This window comes from Streptomyces sp. NPDC005811, assembly GCF_040630405.1.
GTDB lineage: Bacteria > Actinomycetota > Actinomycetes > Streptomycetales > Streptomycetaceae > Streptomyces.
In genome coordinates, this window is record NZ_JBEXXK010000009.1 from 130,171 (window position 1) to 146,870 (window position 16,700).

18 protein-coding genes are annotated in these 16,700 nt (G+C 63.6%); 10 read left to right on the top strand and 8 right to left on the bottom strand.

The genetic code is table 11. The features are described from left to right. Positions 1 to 40: 40 nt before the first annotated feature. Positions 41 to 376 carry a hypothetical protein gene (locus ABZ490_RS12360; protein ID WP_358988326.1) on the bottom strand — a complete coding sequence of 112 codons (336 nt, stop codon included), beginning with the start codon at positions 374 to 376 and terminating at the stop codon, positions 41 to 43. A gap of 265 nt (positions 377 to 641) precedes the next feature. On the opposite strand from ABZ490_RS12360, the gene ABZ490_RS12365 reads away from it, so the two are divergent. Then, the gene (locus ABZ490_RS12365; protein ID WP_358988328.1) at positions 642 to 1,244 is read left to right on the top strand and encodes a hypothetical protein; all 603 of its coding nucleotides are present in this window, start codon (positions 642 to 644) and stop codon (positions 1,242 to 1,244) included. 506 nt (positions 1,245 to 1,750) lie between these two features. Here ABZ490_RS12365 and ABZ490_RS12370 read toward each other — a convergent pair. After that, positions 1,751 to 1,996, bottom strand: a complete 246-nt coding sequence (locus ABZ490_RS12370) for a hypothetical protein (RefSeq protein WP_358988330.1) — start codon at positions 1,994 to 1,996, stop codon at positions 1,751 to 1,753. A 284-nt stretch (positions 1,997 to 2,280) separates the two neighbouring features. On the opposite strand from ABZ490_RS12370, the gene ABZ490_RS12375 reads away from it, so the two are divergent. The 3 genes from ABZ490_RS12375 (at position 2,281) to ABZ490_RS12385 (ending at position 5,112) form a co-directional block, all read left to right on the top strand. Then, positions 2,281 to 3,147 carry a sugar nucleotide-binding protein gene (locus tag ABZ490_RS12375; protein WP_358988331.1) on the top strand — a complete coding sequence of 289 codons (867 nt, stop codon included), beginning with the start codon at positions 2,281 to 2,283 and terminating at the stop codon, positions 3,145 to 3,147. A gap of 536 nt (positions 3,148 to 3,683) precedes the next feature. After that, positions 3,684 to 4,523 (top strand): DUF4231 domain-containing protein, encoded by an 840-nt coding sequence (locus ABZ490_RS12380; RefSeq protein ID WP_358988332.1) that lies wholly within the window; start codon positions 3,684 to 3,686, stop codon positions 4,521 to 4,523. Between the two features lie 211 nt (positions 4,524 to 4,734). Beyond that, positions 4,735 to 5,112 carry a DUF5958 family protein gene (locus ABZ490_RS12385; protein WP_358988334.1) on the top strand — a complete coding sequence of 126 codons (378 nt, stop codon included), beginning with the start codon at positions 4,735 to 4,737 and terminating at the stop codon, positions 5,110 to 5,112. Positions 5,113 to 5,514: 402 nt separating this feature from the next. Here ABZ490_RS12385 and ABZ490_RS12390 read toward each other — a convergent pair whose 3' ends face one another. From ABZ490_RS12390 to ABZ490_RS12400, 3 genes are all read right to left on the bottom strand, one after another. Beyond that, the gene (locus ABZ490_RS12390) at positions 5,515 to 5,946 is read right to left on the bottom strand and encodes a Pycsar system effector family protein (protein ID WP_358988336.1); all 432 of its coding nucleotides are present in this window, start codon (positions 5,944 to 5,946) and stop codon (positions 5,515 to 5,517) included. 68 nt (positions 5,947 to 6,014) lie between these two features. Beyond that, positions 6,015 to 6,734, bottom strand: coding sequence for an adenylate/guanylate cyclase domain-containing protein (locus ABZ490_RS12395; protein ID WP_358988338.1), 720 nt, complete (start codon positions 6,732 to 6,734; stop codon positions 6,015 to 6,017). Positions 6,735 to 6,998: 264 nt separating this feature from the next. Then, complete coding sequence (locus ABZ490_RS12400) at positions 6,999 to 7,676, bottom strand: DUF4145 domain-containing protein (protein WP_358988340.1); 678 nt, start codon at positions 7,674 to 7,676, stop codon at positions 6,999 to 7,001. A 765-nt stretch (positions 7,677 to 8,441) separates the two neighbouring features. Between ABZ490_RS12400 and ABZ490_RS12405 the strand changes: the two genes are divergently transcribed. After that, positions 8,442 to 10,331, top strand: a complete 1,890-nt coding sequence (locus ABZ490_RS12405) for a hypothetical protein (protein ID WP_358988342.1) — start codon at positions 8,442 to 8,444, stop codon at positions 10,329 to 10,331. 306 nt (positions 10,332 to 10,637) lie between these two features. On the opposite strand, the gene ABZ490_RS12410 is transcribed toward ABZ490_RS12405, so the two are convergent. Then, a complete protein-coding gene (locus tag ABZ490_RS12410; protein ID WP_358988344.1) occupies positions 10,638 to 10,862 on the bottom strand; it encodes a hypothetical protein in 225 nt (74 codons plus the stop codon). Continuing rightward, complete coding sequence (locus ABZ490_RS12415) at positions 10,859 to 11,977, bottom strand: DUF1152 domain-containing protein (RefSeq protein WP_358988346.1); 1,119 nt, start codon at positions 11,975 to 11,977, stop codon at positions 10,859 to 10,861. Before ABZ490_RS12415 ends, ABZ490_RS12410 begins: the two co-directional genes overlap by 4 nt. Before the next feature lie 81 nt (positions 11,978 to 12,058). Between ABZ490_RS12415 and ABZ490_RS12420 the strand changes: the two genes are divergently transcribed. The 3 genes from ABZ490_RS12420 to ABZ490_RS12430 all read left to right on the top strand — a co-directional run bounded on the left by ABZ490_RS12420 (position 12,059) and on the right by ABZ490_RS12430 (position 14,338). Then, complete coding sequence (locus ABZ490_RS12420) at positions 12,059 to 12,799, top strand: GntR family transcriptional regulator (RefSeq protein ID WP_358988348.1); 741 nt, start codon at positions 12,059 to 12,061, stop codon at positions 12,797 to 12,799. A 280-nt stretch (positions 12,800 to 13,079) separates the two neighbouring features. Next, on the top strand, positions 13,080 to 13,517 hold the full coding sequence (locus ABZ490_RS12425; RefSeq protein ID WP_093774297.1) for an ATP-binding protein: 438 nt from the start codon (positions 13,080 to 13,082) through the stop codon (positions 13,515 to 13,517). Positions 13,518 to 13,609: 92 nt separating this feature from the next. Further along, positions 13,610 to 14,338: a GntR family transcriptional regulator gene (locus ABZ490_RS12430; protein ID WP_358988350.1), complete on the top strand. Its 729-nt coding sequence runs from the start codon at positions 13,610 to 13,612 to the stop codon at positions 14,336 to 14,338. On the opposite strand, the gene ABZ490_RS12435 is transcribed toward ABZ490_RS12430, so the two are convergent. Then, positions 14,323 to 14,760: a hypothetical protein gene (locus ABZ490_RS12435; RefSeq protein ID WP_358988352.1), complete on the bottom strand. Its 438-nt coding sequence runs from the start codon at positions 14,758 to 14,760 to the stop codon at positions 14,323 to 14,325. The two genes, ABZ490_RS12430 and ABZ490_RS12435, sit on opposite strands and share 16 nt — an antisense overlap. A 168-nt stretch (positions 14,761 to 14,928) precedes the next feature. Here ABZ490_RS12435 and ABZ490_RS12440 point away from each other — a divergent pair, with 168 nt between their 5' ends. Continuing rightward, a complete protein-coding gene (locus tag ABZ490_RS12440) occupies positions 14,929 to 15,279 on the top strand; it encodes a hypothetical protein (RefSeq protein WP_093799046.1) in 351 nt (116 codons plus the stop codon). Positions 15,280 to 15,284: 5 nt separating this feature from the next. Then, complete coding sequence (locus ABZ490_RS12445; protein WP_358988354.1) at positions 15,285 to 16,658, top strand: FtsK/SpoIIIE domain-containing protein; 1,374 nt, start codon at positions 15,285 to 15,287, stop codon at positions 16,656 to 16,658. Positions 16,659 to 16,700 lie beyond the last annotated feature (42 nt).

Genomic DNA, 16,700 nt, shown 5'->3' on the forward strand with positions numbered 1-16,700 from the left:
GGCGATCGCTGGGGTTGCAGTACTCCGCTGCTGTACCGCATCACAGATCCACTCGGGACTCCGTTTCCCGGCTCCCCTGCCGCAACACGACGTGGGCCGGCCTGAACGGCAGACCACGAAGGGTCGGCTCCATCACCTTGAAGAGCGCCGCCGCATCCGCCCCGTAGGCGTACAGCACGGCTTCACCTCCGCCGAACTCATTCCCGTCCACCTCACCGATTCCCGCCGCTTCGACAGCGGCCGTCATGGCCCGCTCAGCGGCAAAGATCGCCTCCCGCTCGGCGCGCGTACCGTACTGGTCGTCGCTCAGCCTGTAGCGAGCAATGACGGCTTCTTCTGGTGTCTCCGGTTCGGGAAGATCAAAGAGCGTGTCCATGCCAGCACGATCCCACCAGCCTCTGACATCGCGCCCACACCTTGCCTACTGGTGAGTGAAGCGTGCACGCTTTCCAACTGTGGTGGGGGCGGTGGGCTGTGTGCGGGGGCGTTCACCTGCGTTCATGGGCGGTCCGCTCGTGGGTTGCAGCGGACTCGTGGTCTCGCCTGAACGGTCGTGAACGGGGCTGACTGAGACGGAAACTGGACGGAACCCGCGCATAACTCGGGTGACGGTTGGCTGCGGTCGGCGCTAGCGTGCGGCGGTGATCAGCAATGAGGGAGTACGCCTGGGTGCGGAGGCCGCACATCGCCTGGCACAGACAGGCCTCTATGAGTTCGAGGCGGGGCTGACCGAGGCCGAGTTCACGCGCATCGAGCGCGAGTACGGCTTCGAATTCGCGGACGATCACCGATCATTCCTTGCGGCCGGGCTCCCGATCAACGTCCCTACCGAGGACGGGCAGACCTGGTCCAGGCCCTGGCCGGAGTGGCGCGGCGGCGACTTGGACAGCTTGCGTCGACAGCTCGACTGGCCGATCGAGGGTGTTCTACTCGAAGTTGAGCACAACGCGTTCTGGTACGAGGGTTGGGGTGAGCGTCCAGCCGACGGAACAGCGGCACTGGATACGGCGCGGCGTCATCTGGCGGAGGCGCCCGTGATGGTGCCCGTGTACGCCCACCGATACCTGCCTGCCGGCCGGGGGAGCTTCGGGCATCCGGTGCTCTCGATGTGGCAGACCGACATCATCTATTACGGTTTGGACCTGGCCGACTACATGCACCAGGAGTTCGACGAGGCGCGGGGCGAGGTCGACGACAGCTGGAACCCGCAAGCGACGGCCCCCTTCTGGCGGGACCTTCTCTGACTCTTCGAGGAACCCGGACAGGCGGCGGACGCTCTCAGCCTGGGAAGCTCGGGTTTCTTGGCGGCGGTTGTTGCGCCGACCTGTGGCGAAGTGATGTTGGAGCCCTGGTCGTACCTGGGACCAGTCCCCGCTGTTCCCCGTCGTTCCCCGCAGGAACTGGTACGCGAATGGCACGGTCCCTTCGCCTCAAAAGGTTCCGTGGCGGAGTCCCGGAGTGTCGGAGCCTCAGCCGACGAAAGTCAGCCACGACGGCGGGTGCGCCGACCGCCCACGCACGCGTGTGCCTCGCCGCACCCCCACCGGCCTCAGCCACGCTGCCATTCGATCACAGCAAGCTGTGCCGGCGGAAGCGTGGCGGTGAGGCCTTGGGTGAGGACCTCTTCGTCCCGAAGCAAATTGGGTAGGGGCGCTGCCTTGGGCTGGTGGGCCTCTCACCTGCGCTGACGGTCCGCTGACGTCCGCGGGCGTCCGCCGTTGTTCGTCGGCGTTGTCACGCAGTTACACACTCACCCCGCCGCTCCCCTTGGCTCGGTCGCTGTATCCGAGATCTGGCGCGCCAACTCCTCGACGACCTGGGGCACGACTCGTTGAGCGCCCTCGTCTCGCAGCGCTTCGGCGAGTGCCTGATGGACCGCCGCGAACGGCTGCCCCGCATATGAGGCACGGGTCCGGTCAACCGCTCGTTCGATCTTGGCGAGATGGGCGGCCACGATCGGCATTGCCTTGTCGTACTCGCTGGGGTCCGTAGCCATGGGGTGACTCGATCAGCGCCGAGCCATCGGGTCAAGGCCGGCGCGAAGCCATCAGCTTGGGAAGCTTGGGTCATCTGGGGGCGACTACCGCGCTGACCTGTGGTGAAGCTGAGTTGGAGCTCTGGGTGCGCCTGTTGTCAGTCCCCGCTGTTCCCCGTCGCTCCCCGCAGGATCTGGCACGCGAATGGCACGGGCGTCGCCTTGCGTCGGTGGGTCGGCGATGGCAGGACCCGACTCTATGGGAGCCGGCCCATCACCGATCTCCTCCGCTACCGTGGGCGCCCATGAAGGTCCTGATTATCGGTGGCAGTGGCTTTCTCGGAACCGAACTGGTCCGCCAAGCCATCGCGGCGGGGCACGAGGCGGCCGCGACGTTCGCCTCCCAACCGGGCATGTCCTCGGGCGTCGCCTGGCATCGGCTCGACGTCCGGGACCCCGTGCGTGTCGCCAGGTTGATTGCCGATGTTGCCCCCTCGGTCGTCATCAACGCGTCCAGTGGCCTGTCCGACTGGGCGGTCACCGCCGACGGCGCGGTCCGCGTGGCGCTGGCTGCCGCTGAGCAAGGCTGCCGCCTGGCTCACGTCTCCAGCGACGCGGTGTTCTCCGGCGTGCACGTCCGCTATGACGAGAGCAGCCTGCCCGATCCGGTCACCCCCTATGGCGCCGCAAAGGCCGCCGCTGAGACGGCGGTGCGACTGCTGGTGCCGGGTGCCGTCGTCGCTCGCACCTCGCTGATCCTCGGACACGGGCAGTCCGGGCACGAGCGTACGGTGCATGATCTGGCGGCCGGTACCCGCGCTGGGGTCCTGTTCACCGACGACATTCGTTGCCCCGTGCATGTCGAAGACCTGGCCGCTGCCTTGTGGGAGATCGCGCTGTCCGACGCGGCCGGGGTGTTCCACCTCGCCGGAGCGGATGCCCTGAGCCGTCACGACCTCGGCGTGCTCATCGCCCAGTATCAGGGACTTGACGGTGCGCAGCTTCCTACCGGGCGGCGAGCCGACACCAACCTGCTCGGGGCCCTCGACGTTCGCCTTGACAGCCGCGCAACGCAGCAGCGGTTGCGAACCAGGCTCCGCGGCGCCCATGAGTTCCTCCGCGAAGACGGCCGCGTCACTCAGGATCCGCTCCTGTTGCCCCGGCAACAGTAGTTACATACGGACCTCTTCGTCCCGAACTCTCGGCTGGGAGGTCATCGAGGTACCGGTGGGCTGGTCAGTCGGCCATCGACGGCTTCTGACGGTCGGCTGCGGTCGGGGTGGTTGCTGTACTCCGCTGCTGTACTGCAACAGCTCTGGAGTGATTGTGTCGATCAGTCCCAGACCTCCTTGGACTGCGACGAAGTAGGTGAGGCAGTAACGGCGGCACTCACTGTGTCGGAGGTGTGGCGGACCGCCCACCAAGCAGAGCGGCTGAACGGTGTGTCTGACACGCTCCGAAGGCCTCACGACGGCCCCCTCGGGGATTGTCTAGCCCGGCATTGGCCAAGCAGTTGAGCGGGCAAGCGGCAGGCCCCGCAGCTGGCTGCACTGGGCAGTTGGGCCGAACCCATCCCCAACTACCTGCGGTGTCCGTAAGATCCAATCTATGTCTGATGGTCTGACTCGACTGCTAAGCCACGAGAGATAGGGGGCTCTGAATTGCCTGCTCTTTCTACATGGACTGTCTCATAGCCGCGGGGCGTGAGATGACGCAACCATTGAGCCAATCTGACGGTGCGACGACGACCGATGCATTGATCGAGCATCGTCGTGAGATTGCGGATCTCGAAGAACGCATCAAAAATCGCCGCCTGCAGGTTATCGGGCTACACGGGACCCCGATTGTCGTCATTGCCGCACTTCTATTGTGGGTAGTCCTGAAGATTTCCTTTTGGCTACACTCGAACACCCCGGGCGTGATTGACAACACCTGTTCCTTCGCTGCGTTCTTCTCGGGTGTTGCTGTCGTCGCCCAGTTGGCGGCGGAATTCAACAAATTTTGGATAGACGCACGAACTCCACTCAGGAAGCTCAAGCTTGACCTCTCTCTGGCTACAGAGAGGCATATCCTCGAAGCTTTACGGCACACTCCACCACCTATGGATCGGCAAGCATCATATAGAGAAAGACTGCCGGCGGAGATGAGCCGGTTGCGTAAGGAATCGCGACATTACAGGCGCATGCACTTGCTGATGCAGTGGATGCTATTCGTCACCTCAGCGGCGATTTCTGCAGTGACTGCTTGGTATGATCCGCCCCAGCCGGCTAAGGGTATCCTTATTGGTTTGGGCTTCACCGTTACGGTTATCACCGCTGCGGCTGGGTATTTCAAGCCCCGCGAGAGGGCCTTTAATCTCCAACAGACAGCCGACAGTATTGAACAGCATTCAACTGCCCTTGAATTGGGAATTGCTCCATATGGTGAAAGTGATCAATCGCGGAATCTTGAACTATTCGCTACCACCGTTGAGGGACTGCGTGCTGAGCAGCGCATGCGAGAGCAGCAACTTGACCAGCCGCAGCAGGGGCAGCAGCAAGTTATCTAAGGGAGGCGGCTCCACGGTGGGTTCCTTGCCCCTCCCGGGCTGCTGAGCAACCCACTTGGAAGACGCTGCGCGGGTTCGACGGGGGAGCCTGCTGCTTGCCTGAGATGGCTGTGCCATCAGGGCGTGGGTACCGGTGCTGCTCACGGGTGGCCCGTGCGCCTACTGTCGGTCTGAGCCATGGGGGTGAAAGTCCGTGTTGTATGCACACGAGGTGGTCCTGAACGAACTCGCGCAGGGGCTCAGACCGGCGGCCGAAGGCGTCGATTGGTTCGAGGGCCTCTCGGAGGATGACCAACGCAAAGTCCTTCACGCACTGGTGCTGTTCTGCGGTCAGGCTCGCGCCTGCAAGCAGGACGTGTCTGAGAGCATCGCGCGTTCCGGCATCGGCCCGACTCACACGCCGGCGGTGATGCTCACGAAGTGGCGCTTCGGAATGGATCGACTTCCGGCCTACGAACTCACCAGGTCCTTCCGCCTGCTTGCTGCCCTCTTCAGCATCGCGGACACCCGCAGGCGGACGCTGTACTGCGTCGGGGGATGTGGGCACGCGTGGCACAACCTGCCGGATCCGCCACGGGACGCGACCTGAGATGTCTTCTTGCCCTGAGTCTTGCCGGGGATCTTGGTGAGCTGGGTTTTTGCTGGTCAGGGGCGGTGGGATCTGCCGCTTGGTGGTCCTCGTAGGTCGTCATTGGCCACTGTCGGGCGTCCTCGGACGGCCCAAAGACGGCCCAGCTTTGCCGCGGTCGACTGACGGGCCGGCACCTTGATGCGCCCCCGTCTGAACCTCAGCCGACGAAAGTCAGCCATGACGGCGGATGCGCCGACCGACCACGCACGCGTGTGCCTCGCTGCACCCCCACCGGCCTCAGCCACGCTATTGGTGCGTCGACCAGAGCAAGCCGCGACGGTCGGCACGCGACGACGGTGCGTCGCGATGCCCTGTGATGCGTGTGCCATAGCCGGCGTCAATGGCTGCACCCGGTAGCGCTCAAGCTACGAGACCGGCGAAGAAGACGAACGCTCCACCTATCGCAGCGAGCAGGAAGGAGACCTGGACGAAGCGGTGCTTACGCCAGGCGATCTTGCTCGTGTTTATAAGCTGCCGTGAGAGCATCGGCAACATGTCCTGCCGCTGAAGCGCAGTTTCGAGATCTTCAGGCTTCCAGAACTGCAAGTGGCCGAAGTAGATGAAGCTCTGTGGGGCCTCGTGCTCGAGAGCCGAGCGAGAACGGAGCCGGGGCGTGACAACGAGGATGGCCAAGACAGCCCCAGCAAGGATCAACACGGATCCAGTCCACAGTAGGGCCCTGGCGCCCCAACCATAAAGGCTGCCAAACAGGCGGCCTTCGTCGGACAGTGCCACGATGCCGGCCAAGGCTGCGGACTCCAGTGTGAGCGCGAAGGACGCCTTCGCGTCCACGCGAGCCGTCCACTCACCGATAGCCGCGTGGATTCTCCAGGCGGTGTCGCGCGCTTCCGGCTCTGAGGTCACAGCCCCCACGTCCAACCCGACTTGTAGACCGTCAAGCTCTCGCCACCGACCTCACGGGCGTAGGGCCCTTCCCACATCAGCTTCCGGTTCTCGCCAGTGCCGCTGTACTTGGAGCTGTCCGCCATGCTTTTGAAGACAGCCTCTGTGATGTACGTGGGAGCTGAGGTGCGGATGTCGCTGAGCTTCGCAGCCACGTTAGGCGCGCGGCCAATGGACACCAGGTCGTTGCTGCCTCGGACACCACCACGGACGATCAACGCTGTGCCGGAGTCGATGCCGACACAGTGCTTCACGATGAAGCCCTGACTTTTGATGGATGGCAGGTTGGCCTCTACCTTGGGGCGCACGATCTTGGTCACCGCATGGTTGATCTGCAGTGCGCACTTAGCCGCGTCAGTGTTCTTGGTCGAACCCATGAAGATGGCCATGACGCGATCTCCGTCGAAGCTACGGATCTGGCCCCCCCTAGCCTTGATCACCCGACAGGTCGCATCGAGGTAAGCACGCATGACCTTCGCTGCGGTCTTGCGGCTGAAGTCGCGAGCGAGACCGGTGGAGTCGGCCAGGTCTGCGTACAGGTAGACGGCGTCGACCTCAACGGCGCCGTTCCTCAGTTTCACATCTTCCGTGGTGGGCACCACCGTGCCCTTACGAATATCCCAGTCCGAGCACACCACATCCGTGACAGCCTTGGTCACATCATCAGCAAGACCCATCAAGGACTCCTATCCGCGCAATGGGTTGAGGCGCGGACAAGCTAGCACCAACCACTGACAGTCTTCTTCGACTTGCTGCATCGTGCACGTACAGCTGCTATCACTCCCCCGGTGCTAGGTCGCCCAGACTTGCGGTCCGAGGCTGCTCCGGGGACTGTTGCGGACTGGCACGACAGCCGGGCAAGGGTGCTGATGTACGCTCCCGTCCGGCGCCGTTGATGTCAGCCGTGGATGTCATACACGCCGATCAGGCGGTGGAGATCTTCAGGGGCTACCAGCGGTGCCGCCGCCTGGGGGCGTCGATCGACGCATTTGAAACTCTGCGTACTTGGCGGTGAAGACGTAGATGTAGTCGAGCAGCGCTTCGGCGAGCTCCAAAGCATCTCTGGCGTCTTCCCGGCTTACTGCGTCCTTGCTGAAGTGGGCACCTTGATTGCCAAGGACACGTAGGGCCTGCGCCCATTCAAACAGGCGACCTTCGATCTTGTCCGCGTCGCGTAGCTCCCCCAGGGCATCAAAGAGTGCCTTCTTGCGCGTACCTTGATCGATGCACATGCCTTCGAGTGTTCGCCGGACCATCACGGCGGTAGCGGTGTAGAGCTTGGCGCCGAAGCAAGCCCGAGCCTCACGCATCTCTCGGGCTATCGCCATGGGGATGCTGGGGCTCAACGGACCCGAGGAGTCGCTGGGCCACTCGCAAATGGGGTCTGTCCAGCCCCAGACGTTTCCAGCCTCCATCTGCGCTGTCTGCACGAGGAGCTGAGGGGCGCGGCACTTGTCGCACGACACAAGTGTGTACAGCGTGGGCTCGAACTCATCGTCGCCCTCCGGGGCAAGCTCCCATGTCCCTCGCTGCGTGCTGAGAGTGTGCGTATCGCAGTAGGAACACTGGATCAGCATTGGTGGCGGGGTCGCGTTCCCCCACCCGTTGGTGGTCGCCATCCTGGGAGCGTAGCGGCGGGATTCAGCTACAGGGTCTCAATAACCAAGTCCGGACCTGTCTTCTTGCCTCGCGTCTTGCCGAGGATCTTGGTGAGCTGGGTTCTTTGCTGATCAAGAGCGGTGGGCTCGTGTGTCTGGTGGTCATCATTGGCCACTGCCGAGCGGCTTCGGACAGCCCAGCGCTGTCGTGCTCGACTGACGGTCGACACCCTCGCCGGGCCCGGCCTGAACCCCGGCCGACGACAGTCAGCCACGATGGCGAGGAAGCCGACCGACAACGCACGCGCATGTCTCGCTGCACCCCCGGCGGCCTCAGCCACGCTGCCAATGTCGTCGATCAGACAAGCCAAGACAGCCGGTCCCGTGAGGACAGTGCCTGAGCCTTCAGATTGGGAAGCTTGGGCCGCGGCGTTTGCTGCCACTGACCTGCGGGTGGAACGGTGCCGAAATCTGATGGCTACGTCCGGTTGATCAAGGCCCTGTCGACGCGTACCTGTAACTCGTTACCGCCACTTGCAACAGTCCCACCATTGCTCGCCGAGTAGGATTTCTACTTCTCCCTAAAATTTTCGATTTCATTAGTTGATTCTTGGATATTCGTCCGCAGGAGCACCTAGGGGATGCAATGTGCAGGGAGACGTAGCATCATGGAAAGAGGCCAGATGCCTTGCAGGGCAGCAGCGAATCTGGCTGCTCTGGGCCGGTAAACGGCGCATTGGCCGACGGTCGGAAGCATGCGACCTGAAAATTATCGGGGTGGAACACATGACCACAGAAGAGCGCGCCAAGCTCAGTCGACTCTTTTTCGGGAAGGATGACGCAGAGTCTGATTTCGCTGTGGGAGGGCTGCTGCGTCGAGGATTCCTTGAGACCGCAGCGTACGATGCCGCGGTAAATGCACGAAAAATGCTCGTCATCGGACGCAAAGGCTCGGGAAAGAGCGCCATTTGCGTAATGCTGCACTCGGCAATAGATCTACCCAAGAATACGCTCGTCATCACGCCAGATAAGATCTCGGCAGACGAACTGCTGAGGTTCGAACTTCCCGGCATTCGCTCACCCATGGCAAAAGAGCTAGTCTGGCGCTATGTACTGGCTGTCCAGGTGGCGAAGTCCATTGTGCGCCATGTGAACGAGGAACACAAGGCGTCTGGTTTTCCGTCATCCGTATCGACCCTGCGTAAATTCCTTTTGGATAATGAGGAACTCGAGGACCCTCGGCTGCATGAGAAATTTTGGACGGTCATCAAAAAGCTGAAGTCTCATATCTCATTGGAAGCCTTCGGCATCAAAGTAGGTGCCGATGCAGAGTACCCAAACGACGGCATCAGGGCCTCTAGCGAGCTAGACATTCTCGAAAAGAGAGTGGCACAGACGATTGGCGATCTCGACTGTGAAGAGCATCATAAGTCCACCCTAGTTCTGGTAGACAAGTTGGAGGATGTCTGGTCTAATGACCAAAATTCAGATGCGATGGTTGCTGGATTGTTGGATGCTGCCAAGCATGCCGCTTCGGTCTTCAGCAACGTGAATTGCGTAGTATTTCTCCGTACTGATATATATGACTTCCTGCAATCCGCCGAGCGGGACAAATTTCGCAGTGATGAAATGCATATTGATTGGACACCACAACGGCTTGTCGAGTTGGCCAGCGTACGTGCGTGCGCCTCGCTGGACGTTGAGGGATCGGATACAGCAATATGGCACTCGCTTTTCCCGACGCGGTTCGAGGGAAAGTCGATCGATGAATACCTGACCAGCCTCACCCTTATGCGACCCCGCGACATGATTCAGCTATGCAATGCGTGTCGCGACACCGCTGTGAAGAATGGGCACGATAGAGTGCTGCACTCTGACGTCAAAGAAGCGAGTGTCCAATTTTCGAATTGGAAGCAGGCTGACCTTGTCAGTGAATACAAGGTCAACTATCCCTTCCTCCTGGATCTGTTCGTCTTGTTCCAGAATTCTGGGTATCTCGTGACTAGAAGGGTGCTCGAAGGGCGAGTGGACGCGTTGAAGGAAACTCTAGTATCTCGGTACCCGGGAAGCTCTGAAGTCCTGACAGCAGCCGGGATTCTGGATGTTCTGTATAGCGTTGGGTTTCTTGGCGTGCGCCGCAACGGTAAGATTTCGTATGTCTACGACGATCCGAACCAGGTAGAACCGCATGAGGCCGAATTCCTGATACACCCTTGTTTCAGGTCGGCTCTCCAAGCCTCTTCTGCGGCAGACTTCCGCACTTATGAGCCTGTAGTCGCCAGGGAGCGTATATCAAGTCGCCGCGTCGAACGCAGGAAGGCGCCTGCTGTTCGAGGTACCCGAGCGGCTCGCTTCGTTCAGGAAATGAACTTGTGGGGGCAGCGTATACATATTTCGGTCAACCGGGCTGGCTTTCCCGAAGAGGTAGCTGACGAGATAGTCAGCAACTTGGAGCTATACGAAAGCGACGTTCATTTGATGCTGGATAACGAGATCCTAGATCAAGCTAGTGTAATGTCGCTAATGAACCGGTCTCGCGATTTTTTCCGGACCCTGGCTAATCGCCTGGAACGGAGTGACCTAGTTTCGGGAAAGAATGAGCGCGAACTGGTACAAATTCTTCGCGATGCAGCGGCGAGTATAGATGACCTCGGAGTTGACCTGTTGTACGCATAATTCGCGCGACTCGGAGCCACGTAAATCTTCCAGTGATTCGGGCAGTCCGTTGATTTGCCCGATCATGTCGTTATGTTGGGCCGTGCTCTTCAAGCTTCGCGCCATGGGGGATCCACAAAGCTGTAGAGCGGAGCGGCCCAGCCACGACGTAACCGCAGTACGGCAAGCGGCAAATCGCCGTGTGCGCGGCACGGGCGCCGGCCGGGCTGGAGCGGGGCGCAGACAGGAGCGCAGGCCCGGCCGGCGGCCGGGCCGCGCGCGGTGAGCGGAGCGAGCCGCCTTGAAACCCGTGAAGAAGGTTGTTACTCAGTCGGTGCTTGTGGCGGCTGTGATGCTGCGGGACTGGGCTGCTGCTCGTCGAAGAGCGTCCGCCACTTGTTCGGCAGCATCGGCGGACAAGAGGATCTCTTGGGTCCAGAGAATCGAGAGCCTGATGTCGCCGTTCAGCAGGTTGGTGGCGACGTCGACTTCCGTGCCGTTGCCGGTGACGTCGTACACGTTGAGGTCTGGATCGCTGCCGTAGGCGCTCATGGTGTCCGGCTTGTGCGGTCGTTGTCGATGGCCGTGAGGCTCCACAACGGTGCTGTGTATTGCTCAGGGCGGCTGTTGATGAGCAGTCGGCGAAGGTCATCGCGCTGTGAGCCGTCGAGGTTCAGGACCTCTGTGAGGTGGCGGAACGTCGTGTGAGTGACTCCGCGGCTTCGAGTCTCTGCTTCGAACTGGGTGAGTTGGGGGAGCACCGACTGGGCGTCGAGCTGCGCCGGCTGTTGTTCCTTGAGCCAGAGGGCTTTGTTGCGCTCGTAGTCGATCTCCGAGAAGCCACAGACCTCGCGGCTCAGTGCCTCTACCTGGTCCAGGGTGGTGGTGGACATGACGGCGCGGGCCAGCTCGTTGCGGATCAGGGCCTCGTCCAGGTCGACCTCATGGACGGTCGGGCTCTCGTCGGTGAGGGGGATGGGAAGGCCTGCGTCCCGGACCTCGCACGTGCCGCGTACTCCTCGGGCGGCTGCCGCGAGCATGCCGGTTGCTTCTGAGGGGTGCCACTCCAGGACTGCGCTGATCGGCTCCGCGTCCCTCGCCGTGAAGGTGTGGACGAGTGCGCCGAGCATGCCTTGCAGGTCCTCGTGCGACAGCTCGCCGTCCAGGCCGGGGCCCGCGATCAACAGGCGGATGGGCGCGTTCACTTGGCCGCACGCTGCCAGCGTCAGGGAGTCGGCCAGAGGGCTCTTCAAGGTCGGTTCGTCGCCTCGGGCCAACACGTCGCCGCCGACGTCCAAGAGATCGATTGAGGTCGGCTGGAGCTGAGTGACCAGGTCTTCGAGCTGGCTTGTGACGCTCTCTGCGCCGTGCCTCGGGTCGATCAGCGCGAAGGTGTACGGGAGCTCTGCCGCGAGGCGGGGGAGCGTGGAGCCGGCCGGGGCGATGGGGCGGGCCTCCGCCGGCACCTTCCATACGGTCGGGGTGAGCGGTTCGAGGCCGGTGAAGTCTTCGGGTCCTCGGGGGCCTGGTACGGGGTCGATCAGCAAGCGGTCCCACGAGTACGTGAGGATCACCGCCTGGTCCTCGTCGCCGTACAGGGCGGCGTGAAGCATTGCGGCGGCGACTGCGTCGCCCCCTCCTCCTGCTGCGACGATCAACCGCGTCATAGGCCCAAGACTACGGGGTTGCCCATTGACCACTCACCCTATAGTGGCCAGAGGCTATAGCCACTTGGACGAGGAGGGGACATGCCTCAGATCGAGGAGACGCAGCCGAAGTATCTCCAGATCGCTCACTTCATCCGTGATCAGATCCTGCGGGGTGATCTGCGACCGGGGGACGAGGTTCCATCGGAGCGGCAGTTGGCGGCTGACTGGAAGGTGTCCCGGCCTACGGCGGCGCGGTCGTTGGAGGCGCTGAGCAATCAGGGGCTCGTCGAGAAGCGGCAGGGATCCGGGACGTATGTCCGGAGCCTCGAAGTGAACCGTCGGGCTCGGGAGTTGTACGGGCGGGCTCGGCAGACCGGGAAGATCTACACGCCCGGTGAGTACGCGGTCATCACGTCCGCCGGGTGGCTGGATGCACCGGATCATGTCGCTGAGGCGTTGGGGCTGGTGAAGGATCGGCGGGCCGTGCATCGCCGGCGGGTGACCAATAATCAGGATGGGCCCATCACGCTGTCTACCTCGTGGTTCGCGCCGGAGATCGGGCAGCGGGCGCCCAAGCTCCTGGAGCCTGAGCGGATCCAGGAGGGCACCCTGATGTACGTCGAGAACATGACGGGGCGGCAGGGGAGTTACGCGGAAGACCGTATGTGTGCCCGGCAGGCCACCGAGGAGGAAGCGGCTGACCTCCAGCTTGAGGCCGGGACTGCTGTGCTGATCGTGCATCACGTCGTCTTCGACCTCCAGGACCGGCCGTTGGAGTTCGCCGAAGCCACCTACCCGCCGAACCGTTGGGCGTTCGAGCAGGGGTATCCGCTCACCTGATGGGTCCTCACTTCGGGGAACCGCTTGCGCATCGTGAGTGGCTAATGCCACTATCCAGTAAGTGGCTAAGGCCACTTGATCGGAAGGGGGGCCCGGAGTGACGAGTCGGCGGCAGGACCAGGGAGCGCACTTACCTTGCCGGAGTTGTCGGGGGCGCGGCTGGAAGCGCGTCAGCTCCCGTACGGCCCTCGCGCTTGCCGCTATCGCTGACCGCACCCGTGCCACATCGAAGCGGCGCTGCCTCGACTGCGACGGCAGCGGCAAGGAGTGAGCGCGCATGGTGGCTTACACGATCGACCGCTATCCCTCTGAGGACTCCCCGCGGCTCGGGGCCATGACCCTGCATCCAGCTCCGGAGTCGGTTCCCCGGGCCCGGCGCTGGTTCCGGAAGTTCATCGCCCCGTACAACCCGGCCTGTTCGGTCGAGGACTGTGCGCTGATGATCTCAGAGCTGGTGACCAACGCCATCCGCTACGGGCAGGCAGACGAACCGTGGCTGGTGCGGGTGGAGTGGTTTCGGGACGACACCTCGCTACGCATCGAGGTGCACAACCCCGGCTTCCCGGCCAATGTGCGGCTCCGGCGGCCTGACGCCAATGACGCACATGGGCGGGGGCTCCTGCTGGTCGACTCGATCGCCGAGTCCTGGCATTCCGGGCCCAGTCGCTTCGGCGGAACCGTGGTCGCCTTTGTCGTCGCCGATGCCTGGCCGTCGTGAGGGCAATACCCTCCGTTGGTTCTGCGCCGGCGGATTCGTCGCTAGTCTGGTTGACCAGTTGACTTGGCCAATCTCGACAGGCGGCGGCGTTCATGGCGTATGAAGTGGAGGCACCGAAGTACGTACGCCTCGCGCAGACCATTCAGCAGCGCATCGAGGATGGCACGTATCCACCCGGGACTCGCGTGCCCAGCGAGAATCAGCTCGTGCAGGCCTTCGGGATGTCCCGTCCGACCGTCGTCCGAGCGCTGGAGTTGCTGAAGCGTGACGGCTGGCTGGAATCGCGGCAGGGCTTCGGCACGATTGTGCGTGGGCGTCCGGCCGTGGTCGAGCACAAGGATCGCCGGGGGAGCGAAGCGCTCGCGCGTGATGAGACTCAGGCGCCGGGCCGCTTGGTCGAGGTAGGCCATGTTCCTGTTCCGGCGCGGGTCGCCTCCGTGCTTGGGCTGCCGAAGCGGGCCGAGGTTCTCGTCCGTCGGTTCCTTGTCGTGGAGGATGGCGAACCTGTTGAGCTGGTGTCGTCGTACTTCCCGGCCGACCTGGTCGACGGTACCGAGCTGGGGAGTGCCGAACCGCTGAGCGGCGGCACCCGTGCGCATCTGGAAGCGCGTAAGAAGGTTCGCTTCGATCATGTGACGGAGCGGGTCTCTGCTCGCCTGCCTGAGCCTGCTGAGGCCGAGCTGCTGGAGCTTCCCGACGGCGTCCCTGTGCTGAGCGTCCTGGTCGTGGCGGCTGATGCTGCTGGGCAGGCGCTGCAAGTGTCTGACGTGCTGCTTCCTGCTGATCGGCAAGAGCTGGAAGACACCTATCGCCTGAGCTGAGCGCCCTCTGTGCGGGGCTGTCTCGTTGCCAGTCGGTAGATCAGGTACGTGAGAGTCAGGATGAAGTCGGCTGCTACCCAGAACCCGACGATGAAGCCCACTCCGATGGTGGTTCCGAGATCGCCGGCGTCCTCGCACAGCTTCAGGCTGTCCCCGGTCAGTCCATCGCATGAGTCGGGGTTGTCGTCGTTGCTCGCGATGCCTGTGATCACCCAGATCAAGAACAAGATCTGGACGGCCAGGAAGACCCACAGAAAGACGCGACGGCGCTTCTTCGGCTGAGGACTCGGTCCGGCCTGGTGGTAGTCGGTCGGCGGGGGGCCGTGGGGTGGCGTCGGCCAGGTGTTCGGCGGTGGCGCGGCTTCGCGTGGCTTGCGAGGGTCCCATGGCTGCGGCTCTTGAGCGCGGTCCCGTCTGCCCATGTCGCGCCCTCCTCCGTGCTGGTCGCTTCATGGTGCGCTTGAGGCATCGGTCGTGCTCGTCGACGGCCCTCCAAGTCGCTTGACAAGTCAACCTGGCATCCCTAACTTCGAACTTGCTAAGTCAACTTGTCAGGTGGCGAGTTGATTAACTCAGAAGGAGAAATCTCTGTGCGTGTGATCCGCGTTGACGCCTCGACCGCCACGATCCTGCTCACCGAAGCGCCGGCGCCGAAGGTGCGTGACCGGCAGACCGGTGAGATCGCGAAGGACGCCGTGAGCGGTGAGGCGCTGATGACCATCGGCGTCGTCTACATCGACGAGGGTGAGTCGTCGCTGATCCAGGTCACCATCCCCGAGAGCGGAGTGACGGACGGTCTGACCGTCGGCGCCCCGGTCTCGCTGCCGGGGCTCGTTGCCCGGCCCTGGCAGAGCGTGTTCAACGGGCGTGAGCGGCACGGCATCGCCTACCGCGCCACGGCCGTCATGCCCGGCGCCTTCCAGATGGCTCAGGCGGGCTGATCGACGTGACCGACCTGGCGACGTTGGCCGAGCTGGGCGGACCGCTCGCCGTGATAGGCGGCGCGGCCTACGCCCGGCACGCCCATCCGGCGGCGTACTGGTCCACGGTCGGGCTGCCGCTCTCGGTGGCCCGGCTGCTGGCCTCGTACTCCTCGACCATGGACGCCTGCGGGCTGACCGTCGAGCCGTCCCGGTGGCGGGCCCTGGCGGTCCGGGCGACTACCCGGCGGGAGGTGCGGCCGGTTCCCCCGCGTCGCGGAGTGATCCGACCCAACGCGACCGGCCTGCGTGTACGGCTGCGACTCGCTCCCGGGCAGGAACCCGCGGACGTCGCTGCTTCGGCCGAACGGCTGCGGCACGCCTGGGGTGTTCACGCCGTGTACGTGCGGGACGTGAAGCCCGGCGTCGTCGAACTTCGGCTCGTCGGCTACGACGTCCTACGCAAGGTGCGCATGCCTCGTCGAGTCGACAGCGGGCTTCTGCGGGTGCCGGTGGCTCTGCGGGAGGACGCGACCGCTTTCGTCCGCGACTATCGCGCCGTACCCCATGAACTCGTTCTCGGCGCCACGCTGTCCGGCAAGTCCATGTACCTGCGACATCTCGTCTCCGGCCTGGCGACTCAGCCTGTCGCCCTCGTCGGCATCGACTGCAAGCGCGGCGTAGAGCTGGCACCCTTCGCCTCCCGGCTCTCCGCGCTGGCGACCGACCCGGACGAAGCGGCCGAGCTGCTGCCGGTCCTGGTCAAGGAAATGCAGGATCGATACGACCTGATCAGGGCCCGGCAGGGCATCGCCCCCGGCACCGCAGACGAGGAGATCACCTCGGACATCTGGGGCCTGCCCGAGAGCGAACGGCCCGTGCCTGTCGTCCTGTTCGTGGACGAGGTCGCGGAACTCTTCCTCGTCGCCACCCGCAAGGACGAGGAACGGCGCGACGAGATGGTCACTCAGCTCATCCGCCTCGCCCAGCTCGGCCGCGCGGCCAGCATCTACCTGGAAGTCTGCGGGCAGCGCTTCGGCGCCGAACTCGGCAAGGGCGCCACCATGCTCCGGGCCCAGTTGACCGGCCGCGTCTGCCACCGGGTCAACGATGAAGCCTCCGCCAAGATGGCGCTTGGCGACATCGCCCCGGAAGCGGTCTTCGCTGCTTGCTCCATCGCGCCTGAACTGCCCGGCCTGGCCGTCGTCGGTGACCGGTCCGGTGGCTGGTCCCGCATCCGTACGCCGTACCTGTCCCTCGCCGATGCTGCGACCACCTGCCGGGAGTCGGCGCACCTCGTTCCCGATGTTCCGGCCCTCGCGCCCTTCCGACCGTACGTCCCGCCCGTGCCCGTGGAGGCACCCGGGCCGGTGACCGCTCCCCGCCCGGTCGCCGAGTAGCCGCAACTGATCCAACGACCCGCGCGGCCGTCCCGCGCCCAC

What these genes read in the sequence shown, in the direction of transcription:
- ABZ490_RS12360 (WP_358988326.1), bottom strand. Translation starts at nt 376, where the DNA reads ATGGACACGCTCTTTGATCTTCCCGAACCGGAGACACCAGAAGAAGCC.
- ABZ490_RS12370 (WP_358988330.1), bottom strand. Translation starts at nt 1,996, where the DNA reads ATGGCTACGGACCCCAGCGAGTACGACAAGGCAATGCCGATCGTGGCC.
- ABZ490_RS12375 (WP_358988331.1), top strand. Translation starts at nt 2,281, where the DNA reads ATGAAGGTCCTGATTATCGGTGGCAGTGGCTTTCTCGGAACCGAACTG.
- ABZ490_RS12380 (WP_358988332.1), top strand. Translation starts at nt 3,684, where the DNA reads ATGACGCAACCATTGAGCCAATCTGACGGTGCGACGACGACCGATGCA.
- ABZ490_RS12395 (WP_358988338.1), bottom strand. Translation starts at nt 6,734, where the DNA reads ATGGGTCTTGCTGATGATGTGACCAAGGCTGTCACGGATGTGGTGTGC.
- ABZ490_RS12400 (WP_358988340.1), bottom strand. Translation starts at nt 7,676, where the DNA reads ATGGCGACCACCAACGGGTGGGGGAACGCGACCCCGCCACCAATGCTG.
- ABZ490_RS12405 (WP_358988342.1), top strand. Translation starts at nt 8,442, where the DNA reads ATGACCACAGAAGAGCGCGCCAAGCTCAGTCGACTCTTTTTCGGGAAG.
- ABZ490_RS12410 (WP_358988344.1), bottom strand. Translation starts at nt 10,862, where the DNA reads ATGAGCGCCTACGGCAGCGATCCAGACCTCAACGTGTACGACGTCACC.
- ABZ490_RS12415 (WP_358988346.1), bottom strand. Translation starts at nt 11,977, where the DNA reads ATGACGCGGTTGATCGTCGCAGCAGGAGGAGGGGGCGACGCAGTCGCC.
- ABZ490_RS12420 (WP_358988348.1), top strand. Translation starts at nt 12,059, where the DNA reads ATGCCTCAGATCGAGGAGACGCAGCCGAAGTATCTCCAGATCGCTCAC.
- ABZ490_RS12430 (WP_358988350.1), top strand. Translation starts at nt 13,610, where the DNA reads ATGGCGTATGAAGTGGAGGCACCGAAGTACGTACGCCTCGCGCAGACC.
- ABZ490_RS12435 (WP_358988352.1), bottom strand. Translation starts at nt 14,760, where the DNA reads ATGGGCAGACGGGACCGCGCTCAAGAGCCGCAGCCATGGGACCCTCGC.